Origin of the sequence: Paraglaciecola psychrophila 170 (assembly GCF_000347635.1) — a bacterium.
GTDB classification, from domain to species: domain Bacteria; phylum Pseudomonadota; class Gammaproteobacteria; order Enterobacterales; family Alteromonadaceae; genus Paraglaciecola; species Paraglaciecola psychrophila.
In genome coordinates, this window is record NC_020514.1 from 1,576,203 (window position 1) to 1,602,570 (window position 26,368).

Consider the following 26,368-nt stretch of genomic DNA (forward strand, 5'->3'; position numbering starts at 1 on the left):
AATATGCAGATCCATCTTGCTAATCCACGAGGTTTTTGTGCTGGAGTCGACCGTGCGATCACTATAGTTGAGCGTGCTTTAGAAATGTTTCCTGCGCCTATTTTTGTGCGCCACGAAGTGGTGCATAATAAATTTGTAGTCGATGGTCTCAAAGAACGTGGTGCGGTTTTTGTGGATGAACTATCAGAAGTGCCAGACGATAGTATTGTTATTTTTTCCGCTCATGGCGTTTCCCAAGCGGTGCGCACCGAGGCGAATTCACGCGGTTTAAAAGTGTTTGACGCCACGTGTCCTTTGGTTACCAAAGTACACATGGAAGTAATGCGTGCCAGCAAAAAAGGTACTGAATGCATTTTAATTGGGCACCATGGGCATCCTGAAGTAGAAGGCACTATGGGCCAATACGACAACGTCGATGGCGGTATTTATTTGGTGGAATCGGTAGAAGATGTGGCTGCGCTCAAGGTTAAAGACTCATCTAAACTTTATTATTGTAGCCAAACCACCTTATCGGTAGACGATACTGCTGATGTTATTGATGCCTTAAGGCTGCAATTTCCTGCTATTCAAGGGCCTCGTAAAGATGATATTTGTTACGCGACTCAAAATCGCCAAGACTCTGTTAGAGAATTATCTTCTGATTGTGACTTATTGTTAGTCGTAGGCGCACAGAATAGCTCTAATTCTAATCGACTTAGAGAATTAGCTGAAAAAATTGGTGCCACCGCTTATTTGATAGCAGATGCAGATTGTATCCAGAAGTCGTGGCTTGAAAATGCAAAAAATATTGGTGTCACGGCAGGCGCATCAGCACCTGAAATTTTAGTTCAAGGTGTGGTTAATCGTTTAAAAGAATGGGGTGCTACAGCGACAATTGAAAGAGTTGGTCGTGAAGAGAATATTGAATTCGCAGTGCCTAAAGAGCTGAGGGTCATGAATATAACTTAACCCGCAGCGCGGCTGGATTAATCGGCGTTAGTTTTGGTAGCTTGAGGAAGTAATATGGCTGTCAAACTGTCGTCGATGTTCAGGTAGCTATTGGCAGCATCTTTCAGATTCAACTTGTTAACACTGCCTACTAACCAAAATAATTCAGTTAAGTTGAGCTGTGGGTATTCATCGTCAGCATGCCATTGTAAGTAATTTTTCCAAAAAGAATTAGTTGCCAGCTTGGTTTCTCTCGTTTTTAATTTTTGTGCGATGTAGTTATCAATATACTTATCTTCGGTCTGTCTGAGTTTCAGTGTTTCGATTACCTTATGTATCTCAGTCACTAGTTCTTCAATCCTGTTGGGATCGCAGGTAAAAGATATTTTAGTAGAGTATTGATTACGTAATCTTGAAAACGCACTGTTCACATTAATACCGTAGACACCGCTTTTTTCCTCCCTGATACGCTCGCGTAAAATACTACTGAGTACATATTCTAAGGCATTTAAATGCATTTGGTTGTTATGTGACCACGGTGAATCACCATAAAAGTTAATGAGCACTGTCGCTTTGGGCACCAAGCCTTTTTCAACTTTGACGGTTAATTTGCCTTTAGTTCTGAGGGTGTCATGAATTATTGCATTCTCCTTTTTAGTAATGGATGGAAGACTTGCAATGTAGGTGCTCAATAGTATTTCCATTTGTAAAAAATCGATGTTGCCTACAAAGATAAAATTAAAATTGGCAGCATTTGAGAAACGTTGTTGGTAAAAACGATAGGACTCATCTAGGTCCTGATCTTTGACAATCTCAGCATCAAATTTCATCGAGCGCGGATTTTGACTGTATTGCCGCAACCTTATTTGTTCTGAAAAAACACCTTGTGGGCTGTTAAATCTATCGACTATAGATGATTCTACTCGTGATATATATGAAGCAAATGCTGCTTTATCCTTACGAGGAGAAACAAATTTTAAATGTAACATCTGCATAAAGTGTTCTATATCTTTTACTGAACTGCTGCCACTAACTGATTGATTGTCACTATTGATTTTTGCTCTTACCCAAAATTGTTTATCTTTCGAAAATTTAGCTATGTCTGCTAAGGTATAATTCGCTACACCCGACATTTCGACAATATTTGCAGCCATAATGGTTTTAAACATGGTTTCAGGTTCTAACAATGAGTATCCGCCATGGGCCCTAGCCGAAAACTGAATTTCATCTTGTTTAAAATCTGTTTGTTTTAATACCACCTTCACTCCGTTACTGAGTATCCAAATATGGCTATCTAGTTTCTCGTCGTACACTTTACTTATTATCGATCCCGCTTTGGGTTTTTCTGGCATAAGTTGTTGTATAACCTGACTATCTTGATATACGGTGACTTGTTGTTGTGTCATGTGTTCTATCCAGGCAAGTAGCTCAACGTTTGAGGGCAAACTGGATTGGTCCGATTCAGGTGCTGATATTTTTATAATTCTATTATTGGCAGTAAACCACGTTTTACCGATGGTATTAACTTGGTCTAAAGTGATTAAGGGCAGAAATTTTTCGCCCATCTCTAAGTAATGCTCTATGCCGGCAATGCTTTCACCTCTGACAATATGGCGAACATATTCATCTGCTAATCGAGATGATTGGGTACTATCGATTTCTTTGGCTGCATTATCTAGCTTGCTTAATAAACCTTGTTTATAGCGCTCAAGTTCTGAGTGCGTAAACCCGTGTTGTAAAACGCGGTTTAATTCAGTTAATAAAAAGGCGACTACCTCTTTGCTTTGTGAAGGTTTTGCTGTGGCCGCTAACGTAAAAGCACTTTTGTCTGCTCTAAAACGTCCAAAACGACTCCCTGCACCAATAACAGGTGCATTTGGGGTAAGCGTCGCTTCATCAAGCCGGCCATTTAGCATGCTGATAAAGAGTTGGGCAACCAATGTTTGATAATATTGTTGGTAAGTAACAGGCTCAATAAGAGCATGTTTTATTTGAATTTCAACTGTTGTTCTGGTGAGCTCAGGATCCGTCTCTATAGTGACTAAAGGTGCTAAGTTATCTGGAATGATGTAGCTGGGTTTTTGTTTGTTGCGTGACGGAGTGGATTCAATTGCATTAAAATATTTTTCAAATAGTGCCTGTACCTGATTGGGATTAAAATCACCGACAGCGACCAAAGCCATGAGTTCTGGCCGATACCAATCTTTGTAAAAGCGAACCAGATCTTGATTAGCTCCCTGCTTAAGTATCTCCTTCTTGCCTATAGGTAGTCGCAGTGCATATCGAGAGCCTTGATAGATAATAGGCAATTGTTTATTGAATATGCGCCAGCCAGCACCTTGTCGTGCTCGCATTTCTTCTAACACAACTCCTCTTTCTTTATCTATCTCTAGACCATCGAATCTAATCTTGTGAGCTCAATTTTCTAGGATATGCACGCCTTTTTCTAAGGCACCCTTTTCAGCACTAGGGATTTGTAGTTTGTATACGGTTTCATCGAAACTTGTGTATGCATTAAGGTGTGCACCAAATTTCATGCCAATAGATTCTACATATTCAACTATTTCTTGTTTGTCGAAGTCTTCAGTACCGTTAAAGGCCATGTGCTCTACAAAATGAGCGAACCCTTGTTGGTTATCGTCTTCTAGAATAGAGCCTGCCTTAACAATTAAACGGATTTCTGCGCGTTTTTCAGGAGTTTTATTTTGCCTAATTAGGTACGTAATACCATTATCTAATTGGCCTTTTATTATACGCGGTGAAATGGGAAGTGCACCGCTGAAGTCAGAGGTTGTCAGGGGCATAGATGAGGGCTTATCAGTTAAGGTGTTGCTTAAAGGCGCACTGCAACCACTACAAAGGAGAAAAGCCCCCATCAGGAAAAGAGTAAACACCAGTTTGTTCGGCATACTGCTACCTTGGTTTTTAATTAATTAAATAACTTTAACACAATGATGAGTTTCGCAGCAGTGGCCAACCACTAAAGTCATGCCAAGGCAATGTTTAGAAAAAGCAATGAGCTGGGGTTTTATTCAATGATTGATCAATCTGCATCGCCAAACATTTTTTGTCATCCATTTGACTACCTTTTGCTTTAGCGGTCATCGTATAGGTTTTAGCAGATATATCAGTAACACTAAAAGTATAATACTCAGACGTTGGTAGACTAAGTTGTTCAGTTTCGGCATATCGAGTGTTCTCTATACGGAAAGACTCTTGCTGTAATTTTAGTCGCAGTAATTGCGTGATGCCATCACCGCGTCTTACGGTTAAAATATGCTGTTCAAAAGATGGAAATATGAGAGTCGCTAAGAGTCCTATTATTATTACCACTACCATCAGTTCAATCAGCGTCACACCTAATTGGTTGGAGCATTCAACCCTATTTTTAAGGCTCTCCTCCTTTTTTTGTATTGGCATATTCATTCCTTTAATGCACTTTAAACAAACTGAACTATATTTTAAGTAATGGATTTGATTATAGGCGTTTTTCACATTAGCGCTTAGTAAGGACACTCAATATGCAAAATCTTTCAGGCTTAACACTCTTAGAACTACTTATCACCCTCTCAATTCTTGTGCTTTTAATATCACTTGGTTCACCCGCAATAAACTCAATACAAAAACACATGCAATTAAAAGGGGCGGTGCAAAGTAGCTATTTTGCCTTTCAGCAAGCTCGCGTATCTGCGATAACTAAAAATCTTGACGTGACGGTTGCAATGCGTCCTGGTGAGAACTGGTGTGCTGCCTTAAGCGACAGCGGAGTATGTGATTGTACCATCCCCAAAGAATGCTCTTTGGACGGGGTGGAATATAAAGTCGATTCTGTTGATTATCGTTTTGTCAGTATCGATAAGGTTACCTTTGGAGAGGACAACATTGCTGTGTTTGATGCAAATAGAGGAATGGCAATAGGCCATGCTGGAACGGTTGTTTTTACAGACGGGGATAGGCAACTCAAATTGATTTTGAGTAATATGGGCCGGGTTAGAATTTGTGCAGTGGGGAGCAGTCTTGGAGGTTACGAGGCATGTTAGTGTTACCCATAAAACAGTATGGGAATAGTTTGGTTGAACTGATGATTTCTATGACTCTAGGACTTGCATCCATCACTACAATGGCATCTTTGGTAGGGCATGGCATCGCGTTAAATACTAGCTTACTTGCAAGGTCTAGGTTAGATGAAGAAATGAATGCTGTAGTGGCTGTGGTCAGTCATGATCTGAAGCGTGCAGGATATTATGGCCTTACCGATGAGATAGTTAAAAACCCAACGAATGCCTCTAACCCTTTTGATGGCAGTTTGAGTACCGCGGCGTATACAGCTGAACCGGCTAACAGTTGTATTAATTTTGCTTATGACCGCAATAAAAATGGTTTATTGGATACCTCGCCGAATAGCGAAAAGTATGGCTTTCGTTTGAGAGACACAGCAGTTGAAATTCGTCTAGGTGGGGCTGCTTGTGATGAGTCTGGATGGCATGATTTAACTGATCCAAAAGTTGTTCAGGTCATGGCCCTTAAATTCACAGTCAAACAAAGTTCTATTCAGCAAGTTACTCAAACGTTAGTAACGTTTGAGTTGCAAGCTCGTCTAAAAAAACATCCTGATATTTTACGTAGTATCAACACCAGTGTATTAGTAGCAAACTATGAATAAGATACTAAGCATATACACCTCTCTAGCCCTAATTCAGAGGGGCGCAGCAATATTACTAACGGTGGTTTTGTTGTTAATTATGGTAACACTTGTCACACTTTATACGGGGAAAATCCAATCATTTGAACATCAAATAGTGATTAATACACAAAATCAAAAATGGGCGCAAGCATCAGCAAAGGCTGGATTGAATCAAGGGTTGGCGATGCTTAAAGTTAACAAAAGTTTACACAATGTTGCGGTATCAGGAAATTTAGATGACAACAGCACCTTTACTATTTCTGCTACTACTGAGAATTTATCTGGCAGTCGTAAACTTGTCACTATTGAAGCAAGCGGTCAATCAGCTGATGGTTTAGCTCAGGCCACGGTTATTGAACAGTCATTGGTTTATCCAATATTACTCAATCTACCGCCAGCTCCGTTAATGGTTCAGCATGGCTTTGAAAGTGTAGGTGAATTTGAAGTGGCTTCTAACCCAGATGGACTTGGTGTTGCAGCACCGTTGTCATTGTGGTCGGATGCTGTTGTTATCTTATCTGGCACTGGGCATCATAGCTGTATTTTAAGTGAGTTTAACACGGGTAACTGCAGGACCAATACCTATTCTGATCACAACCTAAAACTGGCTGATATTGCGGATGGGTCAGTGTCATTTCCAGCTGATTTGTTCAGTTATTTGTTTAATGTCCCTTCTACTGAGTGGGTTCAATTACAACAACAATCTGATTTTGTATTAGCAGATTGTGATAGCTTAGATACCGATAGTTGGGGAGTGATTTGGGTTGGTGGAGATTGCGATGTAAGTGCCAGCACACAAATAGGCAATCACTCAGAGCCTATAATATTAGTTGTTTTTGATGGAAACATAGTGTTTCACAATGATGCTGTAGTGTATGGCCTTGTGTTTTCATTTAAACCTGTAGGATCACTTAAAGAGCTGGATATCAATATGCATACCGATAGTGCCGTGTTTGGGGCTGTAGTCACAAATCATCAGTTAGGTACAACAAATACTTTAACGCGTGCGGTATTTCATGCCGATGTAATGCAAAAATTACAAACAAGTAAGAGCTTACAACGAGTGGCTCGAGTGCCTGGCAGTTGGCATGATTTTTAGGTCAGGGTACTTACATGTATAAAAAATATGGATTTTCTCTCATTGAAGTGTCAATAGCTTCGTTACTCATTATGTTGGGCGTTACTGGCTATGTAACCTTGCAAAGTGAATATGTTGTCGCAGATGCAAACATTAATTTACGGAATTTAGCGCTGCATCTCGCCCAAGAAAAATTAACCGATTTAGTCTACTTTCAACAACTAAGTCATATACCAGGAGCCATATCCTACCAGAATATAGCCACTAATTTGGGTGGTACTATTGCATCAGGGGAGCGGGATGTGATTATATCTTCAGTGCTGAATCTTCAAACATATGATACCCAATGGCAAGTTGAAAACTTGTATTACGTAGATACAACTTTTAATGGAATAGCTGATAGTTGGGTGAAAGACGGAGTAACCTTTTTTTCCTATTGTTATACCTCGAAATGCCGATCTTAAAAGTGTTCATGTTACGGTGACTTGGCTGGATATTAGTGGTGGTAGTAAAAAAATTGATATGTTTGGAAGCATTGCCCCTTTTCTGCAAAGCCAAAGCTTTCAAGCAAAATATCGCTTATCAAGTACCACAGCGATGCCTTAGGATTAGAAGTAAACATCTATTTGTTATACGTACGCTATGCTGTTGGCAATAAAATTAAGTTATAGTTTATTGTTTTAAAAGAATATTATTACTATCTTCGATATCTATTCAATCAAAATATATACCTTTACACCCTTACTAATAACCTAATACTTTATATTTTTAGCTATTATGCTAAGTGAAGATTTATCTAGCACCTAGTTAAACTAGTTAAATATCTATGATTTGCCATCAGAGTGAGAAAATAGCGTGAACAGCAAACCTAAAAAACTGTATGCAAATAACCAACAAGGTGTTGGCATGATTGAAGTGTTAGTCACTTTATTCATTTTATCTGTAGGGTTGCTGGGTGTGGCATATTTACAATTTGTTGGTTCATTTACAAATTCTGAGGCGTTAAGTCGTTCTCAATCCGTGTTGGTCGCCCAGCAATTAACTGAGCGTTTGAGAGCCAGTGCCGTTTTTTCGCCATTGGGGAAAGGTTTGGTAGTGCATAATAATTATTTTGACCAAGACTTGTATAACTTTTCCGGCATGTCATGTGCATCAAGTTTACCTCATGCCTGTTATTGTTTGGAGCGCCCAGTCTCAGTCCCTAACTGCAATGACAACGTCTGCACTGCAGCTCAATTAGCCGCTTTTGATGCCTATGAGGTGTCATGTTCAGCGGTGGCAGCAAATCCAGAAATAGAAATTAGTTTAACCTGTGAAGAGGACAATGACCTAGCTGATACAGACACATGCAGCGTTGGTTCGAAGCATATTGTCATCTTAAGTTGGCCCGTGGAAAATTGGCAAAATATTGAACGAACTTTAAACGCTAGTTGCAATGTGGGTGAAACGCTCCCCCATGACTGTGTGTCAGTGGACGTGACATTATGAATGTATTTAGTCGGCAACGAACTCAACAAGGTGGCTTTAGCTTAATTGAGCTGATGATATCTCTGACGCTAGGGCTCATTTTATCTTCAGCAGTGGTGCAGGTGATGATTAGCAACAACTCTACCGAACGACTCAACAGATCGATTGCATCTGCACAAGAAAATGGACGTTTTATTATTGCCCGACTTCGCAACGATTTAGTCATGACTGGGCGCTATGACTTGTTACGACCGGAACTCAATAAAGATGTTGATATCGTTGTTGAAGGGGCTTTTGTTCATAATAACCCTATTCCAGTGGTGGGTGATTTTAGTAATGGCTTAACCAAAGGTGTTATTGAGGGGGCGGGTACTGCGAGTGATACTTTGATGGTCGCGCTACAAGCACCTCAAGACTGCAGAGGCGCCACTCATGGCTATGTTGATGAAGAGTTTATGGTGGTCAACGAATACTTTTTAGAGGGCACGTCGCTAAAATGTCGAGGGTTCGATGGCAGAGTTTTACGAGGGCTTAAGGTAGCAGTGGATGACGATAAAGCTTACAGTTTGCTGGATGATGTTGTTAGCTTTCAAGTTCAATACGGCGTCACAGATAATCTTGCCTCACAAGACAATTCGGCAAGACCAGTGAAATTTATAGAAGCTGATTTGTTAGGCGCAGCAAAAGCGGCCGGCTCACTTGTTGTTGCTATTCGAATTGCATTATTACTAAAAGCTGATTCTGACGTGTTAATCAGCCCCGTTTCTAAGTTCAAACTGCTTAATGAAGACCCGATTCAGCCCTCTGAAGAGAGGCTGTATAAACAATTTGAAACCACCATCACTTTGCGTAATAGCAAAAATTTCGCTCGAAGTAGAAATATATGAACTATCAATCAAAACAAAAAAAATCTGGCATGGTCTTGGTGTTTGCTTTGTTAATACTCATGAGCCTAACCATTCTAGGTGTGTCATCAGTATCTAGTAGTTTAATGCAAAGCAAAATGGCCACATCCATGGAAAAACGGTCTCTTTCATTTGACGCGGCTGAATCTGCAATCGCAGCTGTGATGTTTGAATCCGAGGATAAATTACTGCTTAGTAGCGTTGCTTTAGATGACCCCTTGTCTGCGGCCAGAGGTGGGACACAGTTAATCTTAGCTAATCAAGAGATGAGTTGTTTTGAAGACGTAGCATGGACCAATAGAGTGCTTACCAATGCTGGTTTAAGTGCGGGTACTCAACATACCAGTGCGGGTAATTATACCGATAAACCAGTGGTGAAAAGCTGGTCACGTGCGGCATTTGTACGTGAACAACCTTGTGTTGGCTCAAGCAACGTAATTGGTGGGAGTAATATTAGCTGTCATATCTTTATTATAAGAGGATGTGGGAAATTAGACGATAGTAGTTACGCAGTGGCTAATTCTGTTAATGCATCAGTTTTTGCGCCTGCAACCCAATAAGTGATGTTTTTCATGAAATATATCAATAAATTTACTGGAATATGGTTGGCGGCTAGCTTAACGCTTTTTAGTAGCGTTATTAGTGCGGATGACTTAGAAATATACCTAGGCACTGCAGGCAGTGAAGTGACCTACAATCCTAATGTACTCTTTATTATGGATACGTCAGGCAGTATGACGAGCAAGGATGGGGGGGATGAATCTAGAATGCTACGGGTACAAAACGCGTTAAAAGAAACCCTTAATTCTGTCACTAATATCAACGCAGGTTTAATGCGATTTTCAGATTTTGGTGGACCAGTCTTATACCCTGTTAGACCAATTGACGACTCTGTTTCCCCTGAAATCATCACTTCTATCTCACAGGCAACAGATGATGCCTATGAAATTGCATCATCTGTAAACAGTTCCAATACCATATTGAAATTATCCCAAAGTACCAATGTAGTCACCCTAGGACTTCGTTACCAAGGCCTTAATATCCCTCGTGGCGCAGTGATTACTAATGCCTATATTCGCTTTAGTTCAAGTGGTTTTAATAGTGGCGCAACCAATCTAACCTTCAGTGGTGAGCTCATTGGCAACTCTATAACATTTAGTGAAACCAGTAATAATATATCTGCTCGGACTAAAACATCTAATTCCGTACTTTGGGATACTGATAATGATTGGCCAGTGTCGAATGAAACGACAGTGTCACCTGACTTAAGCGGCATTATACAAGAAATTGTCGATCAATCTGACTGGTGTGGGGGAAATTCTTTAAACATCATTGTTGATGGTCAAGGTATCAGCACCAGCAGTGAACGTGTATCACCTGCATTTGAGGATGGTCAAGGATTAGGTCCTCAACTAGTGGTGGTGTATGACGACACTACCGCAACGGGTTGTGTGAAAGGTAAGTTAAGTTATCAGGTTAGCTCACAAAACAATAATGCTGAAGAGCGCAGTGACGGATATGAATCGACAGGAACCGAACTCACGTTTAGGGACAGCTCTAACAAGTATATTGGTGTCAGGTTTAGAAACATAGCCTTACCCCAGGGTGCGAGTATTTTAAATGCCTATTTGGAATTTACCGCCTACCAAAGTAGCAGCAGCTCATCCGCTAGTTTTAATATTGCAGGAGTCGACCAAGATGATCCCCGCAATTTTAGACGCTACACGAAATATCTATTGAAAGATAAGCCAAAAACGACAGCTGTGGCTTGGTCTGGCATTCCTCAGTGGTATAAAAATTACACTTATCAAAGTCCACCAGTGACAAGCATCGTAGAACAAATTGTTGGACGGGCAGGTTGGTCGTCTGGCAACGATATGATGTTTGTATTTTCAGATTTTGTGGGTATTCGAGGTGCCTATACCTATAACGGAAAACCCTCAGGTACAGTTAGTCTGGTATTAGAGTATCAGGGTAATGCAACACCTGGCAGTACTTCTACGGTGCGTGAACTTCTTATCAGTCAAGTCGATGCATTGAGTGCAAGTGGCATGACGCCAATAGTCGATACTCTTTACGAGGCTGCCAGTTATTATGGTGGACTTCCCGTTGATTATGGGAGAAATCGTGGTCAATCATCTGTTTCAAGTACTGTACGACGTAACACCAGAGTGAGCCATAGGTTGTCATATGTTGGAACGGATTCCGTTTTACCTTCAGGTTGCACAGTAGATAACTTAAGTAGCTCAGACTGTATGAATGAGTCCATCCCAGATGGTGCCACTTACATCAGCCCAGTTACGGATAAAGTCTGTCAGACCAATAACCATATAGTAATTTTATCGGATGGTGTGGCTAATAATAATCACAGTGTGACTGAAATTGAAACATTACTTGGAAAGTCATGTACTGGATCTGGTGGCGAAAAATGCGGAGTAGATTTAACCAAAAACATAGGTGATGGCGATGACACTTCGATTAATACACGAGTTTTCACACACACAATTGGTTTCGCAGCGGATTCAACTGCAAACGCCTTTCTGAATGACTTAGCGATTAACGGCAGCGGTGATTTCTATACGGCAGAGAATACTGACGAATTAGTGGGTGTTTTTCAATCCATATTGAAAACGGTAAAAGATGTTAATGCTACTTTTGTCTCACCCGGTGTAGCGGTGAACCAACTTAATCGATTAACCCATAATGACGAGTTGTATTTTGCTTTATTTAAGCCTGCAGAAGGCACTATCTGGCCTGGAAATGTAAAGAGGTATAGGTTAGATGGTGCAGACATTCTAGATAAAAACGGCTTCAACGCCGTGGATAGTGTTACTGGCTTTTTTAACGACAGTGCTCACAGTTTTTGGTCATTGTTAGCTGATGGAAATGACGTGCGAGAAGGCGGAACGGCTGGGAAGATGGGGTTGCCTCGTGCTGCTTACACTTTTGATAGCGCGGGTACCATTATAAAAACCGAGAACTTGTTGCATGAAGATAACACTAGTTTAACCATTACAGATTTAGCTGTTGGTGCCTTAGCGGATCCAGCCGCCGCTCGCGAAACTGTATTAAAATGGGCTCGCGGAGTCGATGTGAAAGATGACGATGCTGATGGCAGTTCAACTGATGCCAGACAAGCAATGGGCGATCCTATTCATTCTCAGCCAGTTATTGTTAATTACTCCCTTACAGACAGTGCCGTTTTTGTAGCAACCAACCATGGCTTTTTACACTCGTTCGACCCAGCCACAGGTGAAGAAAATTTTGCGATTATGCCGAAAGACTTAATGGATAATTTGTACGATTTATACCTAGATTCTTCGACGTTTTCTCACATTTACGGTTTAGATGGAGATATGGTGCTAAGAACAGTAGGTAGTAATATCTACCTCTACGTTGGCATGCGCCGTGGTGGTGATAATTATTACGCTTTTGATATTACGAGCAAAAATAATCCTAGGTTGATGTTTAAAATAGAAGGTGGAGTGGGGGATTTTGTAAACCTGGGACAAACGTGGTCAAAGCCCACCGTGACAAAAATTAAAGTAGGGACTACTAGTCGAAATGTTTTAATATTTGGCGGTGGTTATGATGAAGATCAAGACAGTAAATTACTCAGAAGTACTGATGCTGTTGGCAACTCAGTGTTTATTGTCGATGCCGATAGCGGTGAACTTATTTGGTCGGCAAGTGATGCTGATGCAGACTTAATACTGCCAGAAATGGGATACAGTATTCCTGCTAGGATTTCTGTTATTGATCGCGATAATGACGGATTTGCCGATCATATGTATGTTGCAGATATGGGAGGTCAATTGTTTAGACTGGATATTCACAATGAAGAGTCAGTCGCAAGCTTGGTCACCGGCGGTTTACTCGCTAATTTTGGTGGCGATATAGAGGCAGACAACAGACGCTTTTATTATGGTCCTGATATTTCTGAGATAAGCTTAGGTACAGATCATTACTATGCCGTTGTATTAGGTTCTGGTTTTCGGGCACATCCATTAAATACAGTTATTAATGACCATTTTTACATGATCAAAGACGACGGTGTCTTTTCCCTTGATGCTGATGGAAACTTTGGTTTGCCTTCTATACCTTTAGGTTTAAGTGATTTATATGATGCTACCGAACATTTACTAACATCTTCAGACTCAGTAGCCAAAGAATTGGCCTTTGATCAATTTTCAGAGTCCCAAGGTTGGTATATTAGTCTTAAACTTGGTGGGGAAAAGGTACTTGCCTCGCCATTGATTTTGGACTACCAAGTGATATTTACCACCTACTTGCCAGCCACGGCTAGTGAGAGTGAGTGCGCACCGCCCACAGGTAACAGCCGTGCGTATTTGGTTGAACTTATCAATGGTAACTCAGTGGTAGATTTGAACAATGATGCCACACAGTTACATGAAGACCGTTACGCGCAATTAAAACAAACGGGTATAGCTCCAGATACCAAAATTTTGATTGAAGATATTATTAAGCCTATTATTTGCTTGGGAACTGAATGTGCTTCAACTGTCATTGAGGTAGATGAAGGCGGTAACAAGGTAGCTTGTGGTTCAGACTTCGAGTGTTTAGCCGAAAACATCCACAGCTATTTTGAGCGAGTCCAAAAAAGCAGTTGGAAAACAGAGACAGAGAGACAATGAAAATAACGCTAAACACACTGAGTAAAAAGCAAAAAGGTTTTTCATTAGTTGAATTGATGATAGTGGTGGCTATTATTGGCATTATTACCAGCATTGCATACCCCAGTTACCAAGGGTTTGTTGTTAGCACTAATAGAGGTGCTGCCCAAGCTGATTTGATGAGCTTAGCTGCTGCTATGGAGCGACATAAAGCCGCAAGTTTTAGTTACAAGGCGGCTGCAGCTTCTGCAGCCGATACGGGAAAGCCTGCTATTTTTCATAAACATTCGCCATCCGCTGAGCTCTATGACAACCGCAAGTATGATTTGTATATCAGTGAGGCCAGTGGCAGTGCTTACCTTATTGAGGCTAAGCCTGTGACAGGTACTTCCCAAGCCGGCAATGGAAAAATTGCCTTTTACAGCGATGGGCGACGAGCATGGGATGAAAATAATAATGGCACTTTCAGTACAGCTGAGTTTTGTTGGAAATGTTAGAGCAGCAGTATTTACTGGTGAATGTGTTTAACTCGGCCTACCTCACCGCTTTCTAATCGGACTTTAATTCCATGGGGATGATTCGGTGAATTGGTAAGAATTTTTTCGACCACTCCTTCGGTTAAATCACCGGTTCTTTGATCTTGTTTGAGCACGATAGACACTTGTACGCCTATCTTAATATTTGCTCGTTTTGTACTTTCCATTGTTATTTCCTAGTCGTCAGTATTATATTTAATGTCTCATTATATGTACATCCACCTTAAATTCGGCAGATATCACCTTTCACAATTTTTGCTCAACTGAATCAATATTTTTGCCGATAGCTGATTGATTTCTGTTTGATACTCTAAAAAAATGGGTGTCTAAAGCTATGGTAGGCCAACCAAATACGTCAGTATCGCTGTTGAGAAAACCCATCATATAATGGTGAAAGAGCAGGTTAGTGCTAAAAGCGTCTGATGGCAAGCTGCTCGTTGAACGATGCTTAACAGCAGAAGCCTGATTTAACTATCTTCTTCAAGTTAGTCACGTTAGAGAAAAATACACAACCAGTGGATTTGATTCTTATCATCCCATTTCTACTAGAATACGGCTGAACACATAAAAGAACGAAGAACTTTGTGGAAGGTTCAAAATCTTCATTAGTCAGTCCCCTTCAGCGAATTATCTAACTCGACACCCACATATCAGAGAGACAAAGCAATGGCGGGTATAAAAAAATTGTTGAAACAAATAGAATTTGATATCGTTCTTGAACTTGTTATTTCAAAAGCCACATAATGCTTAAGAATTTTGTTTCTATCATTTTGCTAATCTGCATCGCTGCGCCATCTCCTTTGGTTGCGGCATTAAGTGTGCATGATACGTATCATCATGGTAACACCTCAGTCCATGACTACTTTCATGATGTGGGACAGCCGCATGAGCACGATAAAATAGACGTTGAAAAATTTGAAATTAGTTATTCAAAACAAGCGCTAGAACACAGTAACTCCTATCATGACGGCGGTGTTGTAGGCGTTTTGATTTTCGCACCTGCAGCCATTCCAAAGAGACTGCCCGAAGCAAACTTAGACAATCTCGTTACTTGGTGGGCTCCCCCCTTTATTGAATACAACACACCTCCCCCAAAATATAAATCCTAAATTTTAGCAATCGTCTTCTTCTTGTAGGCTTTTTTATTGTGTTTAAATATTTTGGATTAAAATCTTATGGTATATCGTAGTTTTGCCTCTGGCGTGTTTTTCGTTGGAGTGCCCTTTTTATCTCTTTTGGCATTAACCCTATTATTGCTTTCTTTATCGGCTCTGTCTTCACCGGGTGCTCATGGCCCTAACGGCGAGCATCTTGATATGGAGCAAAGCAATCCATCCATTCAAAGACCAAAGTTTGAAATGTTTACTGAATCGTTTGAAGTACTGGGTGAGGTGTTTAGCAACGAACTGATTATCTATTTGCATGATTTTGAAACAAATACACCTACTCAATCTGCCAGCATAGATTTAGAAGTCGGTGCTTTGACTGCCAGCGCTAGTTTTGATGAGGCTCAAAACCGCTATATCGTCAACGATGTCGACTTTATCAGTGCGCTTAATGTTAGTGGTGAGCACGAAGTGGTTGCGACCATTTTGACAAAAGATAACGGTGATTTATTGGTGGGTAACTTTGTAATGCCCGAAGCGAATGCACAGTCAGATAATGCCGAGCATTCTCACAATGAATCGCAAGAGCAGGGGGAAGATCATCATCATTTCCCTTGGTGGGCGCTTGGCTTATCGATTGTCGTTTTTGCGTTTGGCTTTTTCTTTGGACGGAAAAACAAAGGAGTGAGATCATGAGGACACTCCTAATTATATTTATCTGTTTTTCAGCTTGGCATGCCATTGCGTCTCCTGGTGCCCACGGCCCAAATGGTGAGCACCTTAGCGACACCGATACCAATTCAGTTGATGGTTTAGGCAGGCAGGCTGATGGCTCTGTGCTGATGCCGATGCAAAATCAAGCACTTTTGGGTATTAGAACGCAATTCGTGACTAAGCAAAGTGTGAAAGGCAGTGTCACTTTAGCCGGTGTTGTACGTGCTCACCCTGAAGGCCAAGCCCTCGTTCAACCGAGTAGTGATGGTCGTTTTGAGGCGCCAGGTTCAGGCGTGCTTGCCACTGGCGAAAAGGTGTCAGCGGGTCAAATACTTGGCTATGTTAGATACCAAGATACTGCCTTTGAGTTAGCCAGCCAAACAAGCCAATTATTGGCAGTAAGAAGTCAGATTATGCAGGCTAAGCGGGATGTTAAGCGTTTGCGCGACCTGGGTGAGTTGGCATCAAAACAAGCTTTAGAGCAACTTGAGACGAGCCTAAAAATTCTCGTTGAACAAGAAGCGGTTTTACAACAAGGTTTAGAGAAGCCTGAGCCACTTATTGCGCCGATATCAGGTGTGTTAATTAATCACCAAGCCAGACGGGGTCGCTGGGTTGAGGCTGGTACGACTCTGTTTGAAGTAGTGGCATCAAATTTACGCCACATCGAAGCGCTTACCAATGACGCGTCTATTTTGATGCAACTTAACACCGCTAAAATCAAAGCGTTTCCTGAGCTTAATTTGCAGTATCGTGGTTATGCACCGCAGCTCATTGCTGGTATGGTGACCGTGCACTTTGCGTTAGAAATCCCCGCTGACTCTGCATCCTTGTTATTAATTGACCAACCGGTCACGGTGTTTGCTGAGCTTGAAAACACCTTAGAAGGTATTTTATTGCCAAGCGACGCCATTGTGACTAATAGTGCTAACTTGCCCATTGTGTGGATAAAAGTGTCTGCCGAGCGTTTTTCACCGAAAATTGTGCAGTATCGTGAGATTTCCCCGAATAAAGTGTTAATTACACAAGGCTTAGGTGCAGATAATCGAGTCGTTACAGCCGGTACGTCTTTACTTAACCAAGTACGTTAGGAGCTTGCATGTTTAATTTATTAGTTCATGCAAGTCTACGCAATCGACTGTTAGTGTTGGTGCTCGCACTTATGACCCTTGTTTATGGGTTTTGGCAAGGCAGAGCGTTACCCATTGATGTGTTTCCTGACTTAAATAAGCCAGTAGTCACCGTCTTGACTGAGGCAGGCGGGATGGCCCCCGAAGAAGTTGAGCAGTTAGTCTCGTTTCCGCTTGAAAATATGCTTAACGGCGTAACCGGCGTTACACGCGTGCGTTCAACCTCTGGGATTGGTTTGTCCATTGTATATGTAGAGTTCGATTGGGATACTGATGTGTATCGTAACCGTCAGTTAGTGTCAGAACGACTTGATCAGGCCACTTCACAACTGCCCAGTGGTATTACGCCAACAATGGGACCTGTGTCATCGATTATGGGTGAGATTATGCTCATTGCCTTGCCTATTGATCTAGCCATTGATCTACCTATAAACGCGAATACGGATGTTGACCCGATGCTCGCCCGTGAATACGCCGATTTTGTGCTGCGTCCACGGCTACTTTCTATTCCTGGAATATCTCAAGCCATCCCTATCGGTGGCGATGTTAGACAAATTAGAGTAGAGCCTAATCTCGATGTAATGCGTAATTTGGGGATCAGTGTCGAGCAGATGCGCGATGCTATTGAAAGCTTTGCATCAAATAAAGGTGGCGGCTTTATCGATGTCAATAATCGCGAGTTTTTGATACGCCACGAAGGAAGAACGCTCAAGCTGGATGACTTGCGCCAGTTAGCTGTTGCCTGGCAGGAAAACATTTCAGTACGTTTAGAGCAAGTTGCAAACGTTCGTTATGCCGCTGCTGTTAAGCGCGGTGACGGCGGTTATAACGGTAAACCTGCGGTCATCATTAATGTACAAAAACAACCAGGTGCGGACACGGTAAAACTGACACGTGAAATAGAATTAGCGTTAAGTGAGCTTGCTACAAGCTTGCCTGATGGCGTTTCTGCGCCGCAAGTGTTGTTTCGTCAAGCTGACTTTATTAAAGCATCGGTTGATAATGTCACCGAAGCGCTAATAGATGGATCTATTCTAGTGGTGATTGTGTTGTTTGCGTTTTTGTTATCAACACGCACTACGGCTATTTCTTTACTTGCTATTCCTCTATCGCTTGCCTTGACGGTGCTCATTTTTAAGTGGATGGGTCAGACCATTAACGTCATGACCTTGGGCGGTTTAGCTATCGCCATCGGGGAATTGGTTGATGATTCTGTAGTCGATGTAGAAAACATACTTCGCCGTCTAAAACAAAATGCCAAGCAAGACAAGCCACTTCCTATTTTTGACGTAATATGGCGAGCAAGCGTTGAAGTGCGCTCAGGAATTGTTTATGCGACAGCAATTGTGGTGCTTGTTTTTATCCCATTATTTGCACTGCCAGGTATCGAAGGTCGTTTGTTTGCGCCATTAGGTGGCGCTTATATTATTGCCGTATTAGCGTCTTTACTCGTATCGATGACTGTGACGCCGGTGCTTTGTTATTTTTTATTACCCCAGATGAAGCAACTGCATAAAGGCGATAGTTTTTTAGTCACTTTACTAAAAAAATGGCAGAGTTTATGGCTGTTATGGGCATTGCCCAAACGTCGCTCAATATTATTAGTAAGCGGTCTGACAGCCCTTATTAGTGCCTCATCCGTTGCCTTCTTCCCTCGTGCATTTTTACCGGCCTTTAATGAAGGCTCTTTGGTATTGGGGATGATTTTTCAGCCAAGCACCTCACTATCGGAATCTAACAGAATGGGGCATTTAGCTGAGTCTTTGTTGCTATCGGTTGATGAGGTCACCGCGGTTGGACGACGCACCGGCAGAGCAAAACTCGATGAGCATGCGGAAGGTGTGCACTCTTCTGAAATTGATGTTGATTTAGTTGAGTCGGAGCGATCTAGGGAAGAAGTCTTGACTGAAATCCGAGGAAAACTAAGCGTGTTACCAGCGCAAATAGCAATTGGACAACCTATTTCCCATCGACTAGACCATCTTCTATCTGGTGTGCGAGCACAGTTGGCAATAAAAGTGTTTGGCGACAATTTAGACGAGCTTCGCATCAATGCTGAAAAAATCAGGCAGAAATTAGAAACCATACCTGGGCTGGTTGATATCAATGTGGAAAAACAAGTGCTGATTCCACAAGTGTCGGTCAGATTAAGACCAGATAAGCTTTTACAATATGGTTTGAGTCCGGGTAAGGCAATAGAGCGCTTAGCGTTGTTAACCGACGGCGAACATGTTGTGGACATTATCGATGGTGTGAAGCGCTATGCATTAGTGATGCGTTTAGATGAAAAAGCGAGAAGCCCTCAGGCACTGCGTACAGCACTGATAGACACTCCAGCAGGTGCTATTCCCATCGCAAACATCGCTGACATAAGTTTAAGTGATGGGCCAAACCAAATCCTAAGAGAAAACGGCCGACGCAGGCTTGTAGTCTATGCAAACAGCACGGGAGTGGATGTAAAGGAACTGCTGTCAGCAGTGCGCGAGCAAGTGAATGAAGTTGAATTAGGCGCAGATAGCTTTATCAGTATTGAAGGGCAATTCTTAGCGCAAGAGCAAGCCATGCGTTTGTTAGTGATATTATCAAGCATATCGTTCGCACTTATATTTTTAGTGTTGTACATGCGATATCAATCTTTCGTATTTGCCAGCATTATCATGAGTAGTTTACCCATGGCGCTATTAGGCGCGGTTGCAGCAATGTGGTTAACGAACACACCACTTTCGGTTGCATCTGTTGTTGGCTTTATCACACTTACCGGCATTGCTTCGCGCAACGGTATATTAAAACTGAGTCATTATCTCAACCTGATAAAATTTGAGGGAGAACAATTTAACACCCAGTTAATTGTCAGAGGGGCGCAAGAAAGGTTGGCGCCTGTGATGATGACATCCATGGTGACTGCATTTGCGCTGATCCCATTATTAATGGCCGCCGATGCGCCTGGTAAAGAGATTTTGCATCCTGTTGCGGTGGTTATCTTCTCAGGACTATTAACTTCAACTTTATTAGACACCTTGTTGACGCCTTTGCTATATCGGGAGTTTGGCGGTAAGGCAAGCATGCTTTGGCAAAAACGTAAGTCAGACGAATTAATGTAAATAGGTTTATTCTGGCGACGCCTTACTGAAGTTCGCCAAAATGGAGTGTAATCATGAAAGCAATAATAAAGTTAGTGTTGATAGCGCTAATAACTTCAGCAGTGATGGTATCAAATGCATTGGCACATGGAAGCTTAGAGCCAATGCATGGCGGTGTGGTCAAAGAAGCGCATGACATGGTATTTGAGCTGGTCAGAGAGGAAAAGTCAGTCAGTCTTTATGTACGTGATCACGGTGAAGCATACCCAACCACTGAGCTTGTCGCTAATGTTGTGGTATTAGCAAACAAAGAGAAAAGTGAGGCACCATTCATCCCATCTGGAGGAAATAAAATGGTGGCTGACATTACTATTAATGATGGTGCAAAAGTATTGATTCGAGTTAGTGAAGAAGATCATCACCCGGTCACTATCCGTTATAGTTTTTAGAACTGTTAAGTGAACATCCGTAAGTGGCGTTTTTATGCGAATTCTTAGATCACTGCTCATAAGGCAATGGCTGCCTCTGATAACGTCTTGGCATCAACATAACAATGGTGAGCGTTAGTTATTGTAGAAGACTTCTCTTACAAATTTGAAACGCGTATGTATCCTTTTGCAGTTGTTAAGACGGCCGGCAGACCTTAATCATATGACTGCAACTCGCTTCTTACTGACAATGAGGTCTTTAGAGCCCAGAATATCAGAGTGGTGTTGAGACAACTACTTTGAACGCTTTCTATTCGGTTTTATCTTTGAACTCGCATAAGTCCTCGATGGAACAAGAACCACAGCGAGGTTTACGGGCAATGCATGTATACCTGCCATGTAAAATCAACCAATGATGCACATCTACCTTAAATTCGGCAGGTACCACTTTTAGCAGCTTTTGCTCTACCAAATCAACGTTTTTGCCCATAGCTAATTTAGTTCTGTTTGATACTCTAAAAATGTGGGTGTCTACGGCTATGGTGGGCCAGCCAAAAGCCGTATTTAATACAACGTTAGCTGTTTTTCGGCCCACGCCTGGTAAGGCTTCTAGTGCCTCTCTATCTTGTGGTACTACTGACTCATGTAGATTAATTAACATGCCACAGGTTTTAATGACGTTCTCAGCCTTGGCATTAAACAAACCAATGGTCTTGATGTAGGTTTTTAACCCATCCACACCTAGAGCATAAACAGCCTCTGGGGTATTCGCTACTGGGTACAACTTATCGGTTGCCTTATTAACACTTACATCGGTCGCTTGCGCAGATAAAATTACCGCAATCAATAGCTCAAAGGGACTAGAAAAATTAAGCTCTGTTTCAGGATGTGGGTTAGCCCCGCGCCAGCGAGTCAACATTTCTAAGCGTTTGAGTTTATTCATTTGATATCATTTTATACTCTAAAAAATCTCATGTCGCGCGGCGACCAGTGATGTATCTCGTAGCTTTAGCTCTCAGTCGTGACTCTAGCCCGCTGTACCACTTTTTCTTCAGTCTTGGCGGCAAATAATTTTTCCATATGGTTATCTAATACATTCTTAAGTGCGATCAACAGGCCCATACATAAAAAAGCACCGGGAGGTAAAATAGCGAGTAAAAATGGGCTGTCTGTTTCAAATACAGTGATTTTTAAGATCGTAGCCCAATCACCTAACAATAAATTAGCACCATCAAACAAGGTGCCATAGCCTAATAATTCGCGCATCGCGCCTAATAATACCAACACAACGGTAAAACCAAGTCCCATCATCAAACCGTCAAAAGCTGATTTGCCTACTGTGTTTTTAGAGGCATAGGCTTCAGCTCGTCCGATAATGGCGCAATTAGTGACTATCAGTGGAATAAAAATGCCTAGGGCTTGATACAGCGTAAATGTGTAAGCGTTCATTAAAAGCTGCACTATGGTCACAAAAGAAGCGATGATCATCACAAAAATTGGGATCCGGATTTCGCTAGGAACCCAATTACGGATTATCGACACTGTAGTATTTGAACCAATCAATACGAGAGTGGTAGCGAGGCCTAAACCTAAGCCATTGGTAATGGTGGCTGTTACGGCAAGTAAAGGGCATAAACCTAACAGCTGCACCAGTGCAGGGTTGTTTTTCCAAAGTCCTTGCCAGCTTAACTCTTTAAATTCATTCATTACTTTCGCTCATTTTTTCAGTCATATTATCTACGGAGCAGGCATTGGGAGCTTGAAAAATAGCGGCTTGATTTGCTAAGTAATATTCGACACTTAATTTAACTGCGTTAACCACTGCTCTGGGGGTAATGGTAGCACCTGTAAACTGATCAAACTGTCCACCGTCTTTTTTAACGGCCCAATTTGTAGCTATTTCTGCATTATAAATTTGATTATCGAAGTCCAATACCCAATTGCTAATCCGTAAATCAATTTTGTCACCTAAGCCCGGTGTTTCTTTGTGTTCGAGTGTTCTGACGCCCGTTACCTTAGCTGTACCTGGTTGCGAACTAGTTATGCCCACCACCAATTGGATTTTACCGCTATAACCGTCTGGCGCAGTTGTTTCTATAGCCGCCGCAACTGCTTGACCTTGTTTAGTGGCACGATAGATATGTTGAGCTTGATTAGAGCCTAACAATTCAGTTGAAGTGGCCAAGGTACAGTCTAACTGGATGGCATTGTCATAAAGGCTTTCATCAATGACTGCATTGAGAATCGATAATAATTTTTGTTGTTGCTGCAAAGCAATCTGATCTTTAGTACCAAAGTAGGTAAGTGCAATCAGCCCCGTCGTGACTATGGCGAAAACGGCTAAGATCAAGCCATTTTTAGTCATAGTATGCTGGATACTCTTTGTCATGACTTAGCCTTATCTATGGGTTTTCGCTTGTTTGAAGTATGGCCGTAGGTGCGTGGACGCGTATAATAATCGATTAAAGGTACTGCCATGTTCATGATCAACACGGCAAAAGCGACGGCATCAGGATAACCTCCCCATTCCCTTATCAAATACACCCATACTCCAATAGCTGCACCAAAAATCAACCTGCCTTTGTTCGTAGTCGAGCCAGAAACAGGGTCGGTAGCAATAAAAAATGCACCTATAATGATACTTCCATTGAATAAGTGGAATAGGCTGGATGGGTATAAGTCACTGTCAACCAGCGACATGACTAATGCACAGATGAACAAGCCAGCCAGCATACTGACCGGTATATGCCAGTTAATGACTTTTTGTTTGAGTAAATATAAGCCGCCAAGCAGATATCCTAGACTTATCCAACTTGATGCCACACCTAACCCAGAAATTACGCTATCAAAAATGGGGAATTCAATTGTTTCTGAATAAGTAAGCCCCTGAGCAATCCCCGTTTTGACGGTGTCTAGTCCCGTGGCCATAGTGACGCCATCGATGCCTGTTTTTAATTGTGCAAGGCTAAAACCCTCAACACTGAAACCCGTAAATACAGCGTACAGCGCATCCATAAAGTTATGACTATATTGGGCAAGGCTGGTAGGTGGTAGCCATTGAGTCATTTGTACAGGAAAAGAGACTAACAGCATGACATAAGCCGCCATCGCTGGATTAAATACATTAAAACCCAAACCACCATACAATTGTTTAACAATGCCAATACCGAAAAATGTACCTATAACAATCACCCACCAAGGGGCAAAAGGTGGAATACTCACTGCCAATAATATCGCGGCTAAAACCGCGCTATAATCCTTTAATGCTCTTTCAAAGTCGCGTTTACGCATTTCTAAAATGGCCGCTTCGGTCACCACAGCCGTAATGATTGCAAGCATTATCTGAATGATCGTGCCCCAACCAAAGAACCATGTTTGCATTAAAATACCCGGAACCATAGCAAGAATAACTAAACGCATTACTTGACCGGTATCACGGCGAATATGCTGATGAGGTGAGCTGGCTAACTTAAATCTCATAAGGGTTTGTCTTGTTTGTTATTCGCTGCTTTTTCAGCTGATTTTTTGGCCTTGGCTTTAGTCACCGCGGCAGCAATTCTGCGTTTTTTCATGTCTATCTGTTGTTCTTCTGTTTTAGCTAGCTCAACTGAATTGTCAGTAGTTGAGTTATCAACCTTACCTGCGGACACTGGACTTGGTTCGTCTCGGCTGTTTGCGATTTTTTGTGCTTCGCGTTTAGCCTTTGCTTTTGCTACCGCAGCGGCTATTTTAGCTTGTTTACTATCAGCTAGGTTCGGCTCTTGAGTTTGCGAGGCAACATCTGCTGAGAGTGGGTTACCAGTGACATCAGCTTGAGTATTTAGTTTGGCCTTGGAAGGTGACTTTGATACCACTTTAACTTCAATGTCTTGCTGACTTACCTCAATCTCATTTTCTATCACATCACTAGTGTCGGTTGTATCTTTTAGTTTAGTGTCGGTAATAGCTACTTCAGCGGCCGCCTTTTTGGCCTTTGCTCTAGCGATGGCCGCTTGGACTCTTTGATTTGAACTGGCTGCTTTTGTGGACGTATCAGCTGATTCAGCTTTTGTTTTTTGTTCTGAATTATCAGCAGAGATTGCTGCAGTTGGCTCCTGCGGCTTATCGTCGACTTCAGTGGCGCTTTGTTTTTTTGCTTTTGCTCTGGCTAAGGCTGCGGCAATTTTGTCTTTGGCATTGTTGCCACTACTCGCCATAGCTTGTTTTCTAGATTCTGCAGCCAAGCGATGTTTTTCGTCTCTAGCCTGTTGATCGGCAATTAATCTCGCTTCGCGCTTTTCAAAACGGTCACGCGCTTTATCTGACTTTTGTTTGTCTTCTTGCTCTACTCTTATTTCAGACTTTGCGATGCGATAATAGTGGACTAAAGGTATCTCACTGGGGCAAACGTAGGCACAAGCACCGCATTCAATACAATCAAATAAATTATATTCTTGGGCTTTTTCTAATTCTTTGGCTTTTGAATGCCAAAACAATTGTTGTGGTAACAAGCTAGCAGGACAAGCGTCGGCGCATGCACTACAGCGAATACAGGCTTGTTCGTTGTTACCTGAGATTTCATTGTCAGTCGGTGCCAAAAGACAATTCGTGGTTTTTATTACGGGCACCAAATCGCTGATTACACTAAAGCCCATCATTGGACCACCCATTATGATATTGGGTTGCTTCTGACCTGCTTGCTTATATTTACAGTGTGCCAACAGATGGGCAACGGGGCTACCAATCAGCGCCCACATATTACCTGGGTTTTCTATTGCTTCACCCGTGACGGTTACCACGCGCTCGATGAGCGGTTTCCCCGTAAAAATCGCATCTGCTATGGCAAAACAAGTGCCCACATTATGCATGATTACGCCGACATCCACCGGTAATCCCTGAGCTGGTACTTCTCGGTTGGTCAGTACTTGAATTAGTTGCTTTTCGCCGCCTGCAGGGTACTTAGTCGGCACAATGCATACACGATAGTTGGAGCTTTCTCGGCATGCCACTTGCAACGCTTCTATGGCTTCAGGTTTGTTATTCTCTATACCTATCAATACTTGTTTTGGCTTAAGCAGATGGCACAACACGTTGATACCTTGACGTATTTGCCAAGCGTGTTCACGCATTAAACGGTCGTCAGAGGTAATGTAAGGTTCACATTCGATACCGTTGATAATTAAAAAATCGATATCTTTTTTAGGCGAAGACTTGATATGAGTGGGAAAACCAGCACCGCCCATACCACTGATTCCAGCATCACAAATAGCGGCTAACACTTGCATCTTTGGTTGGTTTTGATAATCCACTAAAGGGCTAAGTTGAGTCCATTTGTCTTGTTGGTCACTGCTAATTTCAACTGTCAACTCTGGTAAACCAGAAGGATGAGCTGACACATGTTTGTGTATTGCTGTTATTTCACCCGATGTGGAAGCATGAATTGGGACGGCAAAAGGGTTCATACTTTTGGTCAATGCTTGTCCTTTGAGCACCTTCTGACCGACTTCAACAATTAAATGACCTTCGATACCTATATGTTGTTTAACTGGCACATATAGGCGTTCAGGGATAGGTAGTCTGCCTATTGGAGTTTGGTTCGACAGTGATTTGCGTTCAGCAGGAAAGACGCCTCCAGGAAAGTCCCACAATTCTTGGTTGTCTAGTTTTTCAATGATGTCGTCGAAGTTATTTGGCATAATT

At 42.0% G+C, this 26,368-nt stretch carries 24 protein-coding genes and 1 pseudogene; 15 read left to right on the forward strand and 10 right to left on the reverse strand.

Annotated elements, in window-relative coordinates; all coding sequences use genetic code 11:
• Positions 1-3: 3 nt before the first annotated feature.
• Positions 4-948, forward strand: a complete 945-nt coding sequence (gene ispH / locus C427_RS06845; protein WP_007643864.1) for a 4-hydroxy-3-methylbut-2-enyl diphosphate reductase — start codon at positions 4-6, stop codon at positions 946-948.
• A gap of 17 nt (positions 949-965) precedes the next feature.
• Here the strand turns inward: ispH and C427_RS06850 are convergent, their stop codons facing one another.
• From C427_RS06850 to C427_RS06860, 3 genes are all read right to left on the reverse strand, one after another.
• On the reverse strand, positions 966-3,293 hold the full coding sequence (locus tag C427_RS06850) for a M16 family metallopeptidase (RefSeq protein WP_015430604.1): 2,328 nt from the start codon (positions 3,291-3,293) through the stop codon (positions 966-968).
• A 51-nt stretch (positions 3,294-3,344) separates the two neighbouring features.
• Positions 3,345-3,836 (reverse strand): M16 family metallopeptidase, encoded by a 492-nt coding sequence (locus C427_RS06855; RefSeq protein WP_015430605.1) that lies wholly within the window; start codon positions 3,834-3,836, stop codon positions 3,345-3,347.
• A 94-nt stretch (positions 3,837-3,930) separates the two neighbouring features.
• On the reverse strand, positions 3,931-4,347 hold the full coding sequence (locus C427_RS06860) for a type IV pilin protein (protein WP_007643862.1): 417 nt from the start codon (positions 4,345-4,347) through the stop codon (positions 3,931-3,933).
• A 101-nt stretch (positions 4,348-4,448) separates the two neighbouring features.
• Here C427_RS06860 and C427_RS06865 point away from each other — a divergent pair, with 101 nt between their 5' ends.
• From C427_RS06865 to C427_RS06905, 9 genes are all read left to right on the forward strand, one after another.
• Positions 4,449-4,967: a GspH/FimT family pseudopilin gene (locus tag C427_RS06865; RefSeq protein WP_015430606.1), complete on the forward strand. Its 519-nt coding sequence runs from the start codon at positions 4,449-4,451 to the stop codon at positions 4,965-4,967.
• A complete protein-coding gene (locus C427_RS06870) occupies positions 4,961-5,590 on the forward strand; it encodes a hypothetical protein (protein ID WP_007643859.1) in 630 nt (209 codons plus the stop codon). Before C427_RS06865 ends, C427_RS06870 begins: the two co-directional genes overlap by 7 nt.
• Positions 5,583-6,710, forward strand: a complete 1,128-nt coding sequence (locus C427_RS06875) for a hypothetical protein (protein WP_226991310.1) — start codon at positions 5,583-5,585, stop codon at positions 6,708-6,710. The genes C427_RS06870 and C427_RS06875 overlap by 8 nt, the downstream gene beginning before the upstream one ends.
• A 14-nt stretch (positions 6,711-6,724) precedes the next feature.
• The gene (locus tag C427_RS06880; RefSeq protein WP_015430607.1) at positions 6,725-7,153 is read left to right on the forward strand and encodes a type IV pilus modification PilV family protein; all 429 of its coding nucleotides are present in this window, start codon (positions 6,725-6,727) and stop codon (positions 7,151-7,153) included.
• A gap of 391 nt (positions 7,154-7,544) precedes the next feature.
• The gene (locus C427_RS06885; RefSeq protein ID WP_007643856.1) at positions 7,545-8,177 is read left to right on the forward strand and encodes a prepilin-type N-terminal cleavage/methylation domain-containing protein; all 633 of its coding nucleotides are present in this window, start codon (positions 7,545-7,547) and stop codon (positions 8,175-8,177) included.
• On the forward strand, positions 8,174-9,043 hold the full coding sequence (locus C427_RS06890) for a PilW family protein (protein ID WP_007643855.1): 870 nt from the start codon (positions 8,174-8,176) through the stop codon (positions 9,041-9,043). Before C427_RS06885 ends, C427_RS06890 begins: the two co-directional genes overlap by 4 nt.
• Entirely contained in the window at positions 9,040-9,621 is a 582-nt protein-coding gene (locus tag C427_RS06895) for a pilus assembly PilX family protein (RefSeq protein WP_007643854.1), read from the forward strand. Before C427_RS06890 ends, C427_RS06895 begins: the two co-directional genes overlap by 4 nt.
• Positions 9,622-9,633: 12 nt before the next feature.
• Positions 9,634-13,716, forward strand: a complete 4,083-nt coding sequence (locus C427_RS06900; RefSeq protein ID WP_007643853.1) for a PilC/PilY family type IV pilus protein — start codon at positions 9,634-9,636, stop codon at positions 13,714-13,716.
• Complete coding sequence (locus C427_RS06905) at positions 13,713-14,192, forward strand: type IV pilin protein (protein WP_007643851.1); 480 nt, start codon at positions 13,713-13,715, stop codon at positions 14,190-14,192. The genes C427_RS06900 and C427_RS06905 overlap by 4 nt, the downstream gene beginning before the upstream one ends.
• Before the next feature lie 11 nt (positions 14,193-14,203).
• Here C427_RS06905 and C427_RS06910 read toward each other — a convergent pair whose 3' ends face one another.
• A complete protein-coding gene (locus tag C427_RS06910) occupies positions 14,204-14,398 on the reverse strand; it encodes a YwbE family protein (RefSeq protein WP_007643849.1) in 195 nt (64 codons plus the stop codon).
• 82 nt (positions 14,399-14,480) lie between these two features.
• A pseudogene (locus C427_RS27240) lies at positions 14,481-14,582 on the reverse strand (endonuclease III); the annotation flags it as partial.
• Between the two features lie 392 nt (positions 14,583-14,974).
• Between C427_RS27240 and C427_RS06920 the strand changes: the two are divergent.
• The 5 genes from C427_RS06920 (at position 14,975) to C427_RS06940 (ending at position 20,710) form a co-directional block, all read left to right on the forward strand.
• The gene (locus tag C427_RS06920; protein ID WP_007643845.1) at positions 14,975-15,340 is read left to right on the forward strand and encodes a hypothetical protein; all 366 of its coding nucleotides are present in this window, start codon (positions 14,975-14,977) and stop codon (positions 15,338-15,340) included.
• A gap of 66 nt (positions 15,341-15,406) precedes the next feature.
• Entirely contained in the window at positions 15,407-16,033 is a 627-nt protein-coding gene (locus C427_RS06925; RefSeq protein ID WP_007643836.1) for a hypothetical protein, read from the forward strand.
• Positions 16,030-17,142, forward strand: a complete 1,113-nt coding sequence (locus tag C427_RS06930) for an efflux RND transporter periplasmic adaptor subunit (RefSeq protein WP_007643832.1) — start codon at positions 16,030-16,032, stop codon at positions 17,140-17,142. Before C427_RS06925 ends, C427_RS06930 begins: the two co-directional genes overlap by 4 nt.
• An 8-nt stretch (positions 17,143-17,150) precedes the next feature.
• On the forward strand, positions 17,151-20,282 hold the full coding sequence (locus tag C427_RS06935) for an efflux RND transporter permease subunit (RefSeq protein WP_007643830.1): 3,132 nt from the start codon (positions 17,151-17,153) through the stop codon (positions 20,280-20,282).
• A gap of 53 nt (positions 20,283-20,335) precedes the next feature.
• On the forward strand, positions 20,336-20,710 hold the full coding sequence (locus C427_RS06940) for a hypothetical protein (RefSeq protein WP_007643828.1): 375 nt from the start codon (positions 20,336-20,338) through the stop codon (positions 20,708-20,710).
• A 289-nt stretch (positions 20,711-20,999) separates the two neighbouring features.
• On the opposite strand, the gene nth is transcribed toward C427_RS06940, so the two are convergent.
• The 5 genes from nth to rsxC form a co-directional block, all read right to left on the reverse strand.
• Positions 21,000-21,632 (reverse strand): endonuclease III, encoded by a 633-nt coding sequence (gene nth / locus C427_RS06945; RefSeq protein ID WP_007643826.1) that lies wholly within the window; start codon positions 21,630-21,632, stop codon positions 21,000-21,002.
• Between the two features lie 65 nt (positions 21,633-21,697).
• Positions 21,698-22,396 (reverse strand): electron transport complex subunit E, encoded by a 699-nt coding sequence (locus C427_RS06950; protein ID WP_007643824.1) that lies wholly within the window; start codon positions 22,394-22,396, stop codon positions 21,698-21,700.
• Positions 22,389-23,078 (reverse strand): electron transport complex subunit RsxG, encoded by a 690-nt coding sequence (gene rsxG / locus C427_RS06955; RefSeq protein WP_007643823.1) that lies wholly within the window; start codon positions 23,076-23,078, stop codon positions 22,389-22,391. Before rsxG ends, C427_RS06950 begins: the two co-directional genes overlap by 8 nt.
• A complete protein-coding gene (rsxD, locus tag C427_RS06960; protein ID WP_007643822.1) occupies positions 23,075-24,169 on the reverse strand; it encodes an electron transport complex subunit RsxD in 1,095 nt (364 codons plus the stop codon). Before rsxD ends, rsxG begins: the two co-directional genes overlap by 4 nt.
• On the reverse strand, positions 24,166-26,364 hold the full coding sequence (gene rsxC / locus C427_RS06965; protein ID WP_007643821.1) for an electron transport complex subunit RsxC: 2,199 nt from the start codon (positions 26,362-26,364) through the stop codon (positions 24,166-24,168). Before rsxC ends, rsxD begins: the two co-directional genes overlap by 4 nt.
• Positions 26,365-26,368 lie beyond the last annotated feature (4 nt).

Bases quoted from the DNA above. Each gene is read 5' to 3' on its own strand.
- rsxG (WP_007643823.1), bottom strand. From the start codon at position 23,078: ATGACAAAGAGTATCCAGCATACTATGACTAAAAATGGCTTGATCTTA.
- C427_RS06865 (WP_015430606.1), top strand. From the start codon at position 4,449: ATGCAAAATCTTTCAGGCTTAACACTCTTAGAACTACTTATCACCCTC.
- C427_RS06880 (WP_015430607.1), top strand. From the start codon at position 6,725: ATGTATAAAAAATATGGATTTTCTCTCATTGAAGTGTCAATAGCTTCG.
- C427_RS06870 (WP_007643859.1), top strand. From the start codon at position 4,961: ATGTTAGTGTTACCCATAAAACAGTATGGGAATAGTTTGGTTGAACTG.
- C427_RS06930 (WP_007643832.1), top strand. From the start codon at position 16,030: ATGAGGACACTCCTAATTATATTTATCTGTTTTTCAGCTTGGCATGCC.
- nth (WP_007643826.1), bottom strand. From the start codon at position 21,632: ATGAATAAACTCAAACGCTTAGAAATGTTGACTCGCTGGCGCGGGGCT.
- C427_RS06890 (WP_007643855.1), top strand. From the start codon at position 8,174: ATGAATGTATTTAGTCGGCAACGAACTCAACAAGGTGGCTTTAGCTTA.
- C427_RS06950 (WP_007643824.1), bottom strand. From the start codon at position 22,396: ATGAATGAATTTAAAGAGTTAAGCTGGCAAGGACTTTGGAAAAACAAC.
- rsxD (WP_007643822.1), bottom strand. From the start codon at position 24,169: ATGAGATTTAAGTTAGCCAGCTCACCTCATCAGCATATTCGCCGTGAT.
- C427_RS06940 (WP_007643828.1), top strand. From the start codon at position 20,336: ATGAAAGCAATAATAAAGTTAGTGTTGATAGCGCTAATAACTTCAGCA.
- C427_RS06860 (WP_007643862.1), bottom strand. From the start codon at position 4,347: ATGCCAATACAAAAAAAGGAGGAGAGCCTTAAAAATAGGGTTGAATGC.
- C427_RS06925 (WP_007643836.1), top strand. From the start codon at position 15,407: ATGGTATATCGTAGTTTTGCCTCTGGCGTGTTTTTCGTTGGAGTGCCC.
- C427_RS06855 (WP_015430605.1), bottom strand. From the start codon at position 3,836: ATGCCGAACAAACTGGTGTTTACTCTTTTCCTGATGGGGGCTTTTCTC.
- C427_RS06905 (WP_007643851.1), top strand. From the start codon at position 13,713: ATGAAAATAACGCTAAACACACTGAGTAAAAAGCAAAAAGGTTTTTCA.
- C427_RS06875 (WP_226991310.1), top strand. From the start codon at position 5,583: ATGAATAAGATACTAAGCATATACACCTCTCTAGCCCTAATTCAGAGG.
- ispH (WP_007643864.1), top strand. From the start codon at position 4: ATGCAGATCCATCTTGCTAATCCACGAGGTTTTTGTGCTGGAGTCGAC.
- C427_RS06900 (WP_007643853.1), top strand. From the start codon at position 9,634: ATGAAATATATCAATAAATTTACTGGAATATGGTTGGCGGCTAGCTTA.
- rsxC (WP_007643821.1), bottom strand. From the start codon at position 26,364: ATGCCAAATAACTTCGACGACATCATTGAAAAACTAGACAACCAAGAA.
- C427_RS06935 (WP_007643830.1), top strand. From the start codon at position 17,151: ATGTTTAATTTATTAGTTCATGCAAGTCTACGCAATCGACTGTTAGTG.
- C427_RS06895 (WP_007643854.1), top strand. From the start codon at position 9,040: ATGAACTATCAATCAAAACAAAAAAAATCTGGCATGGTCTTGGTGTTT.
- C427_RS06920 (WP_007643845.1), top strand. From the start codon at position 14,975: ATGCTTAAGAATTTTGTTTCTATCATTTTGCTAATCTGCATCGCTGCG.
- C427_RS06910 (WP_007643849.1), bottom strand. From the start codon at position 14,398: ATGGAAAGTACAAAACGAGCAAATATTAAGATAGGCGTACAAGTGTCT.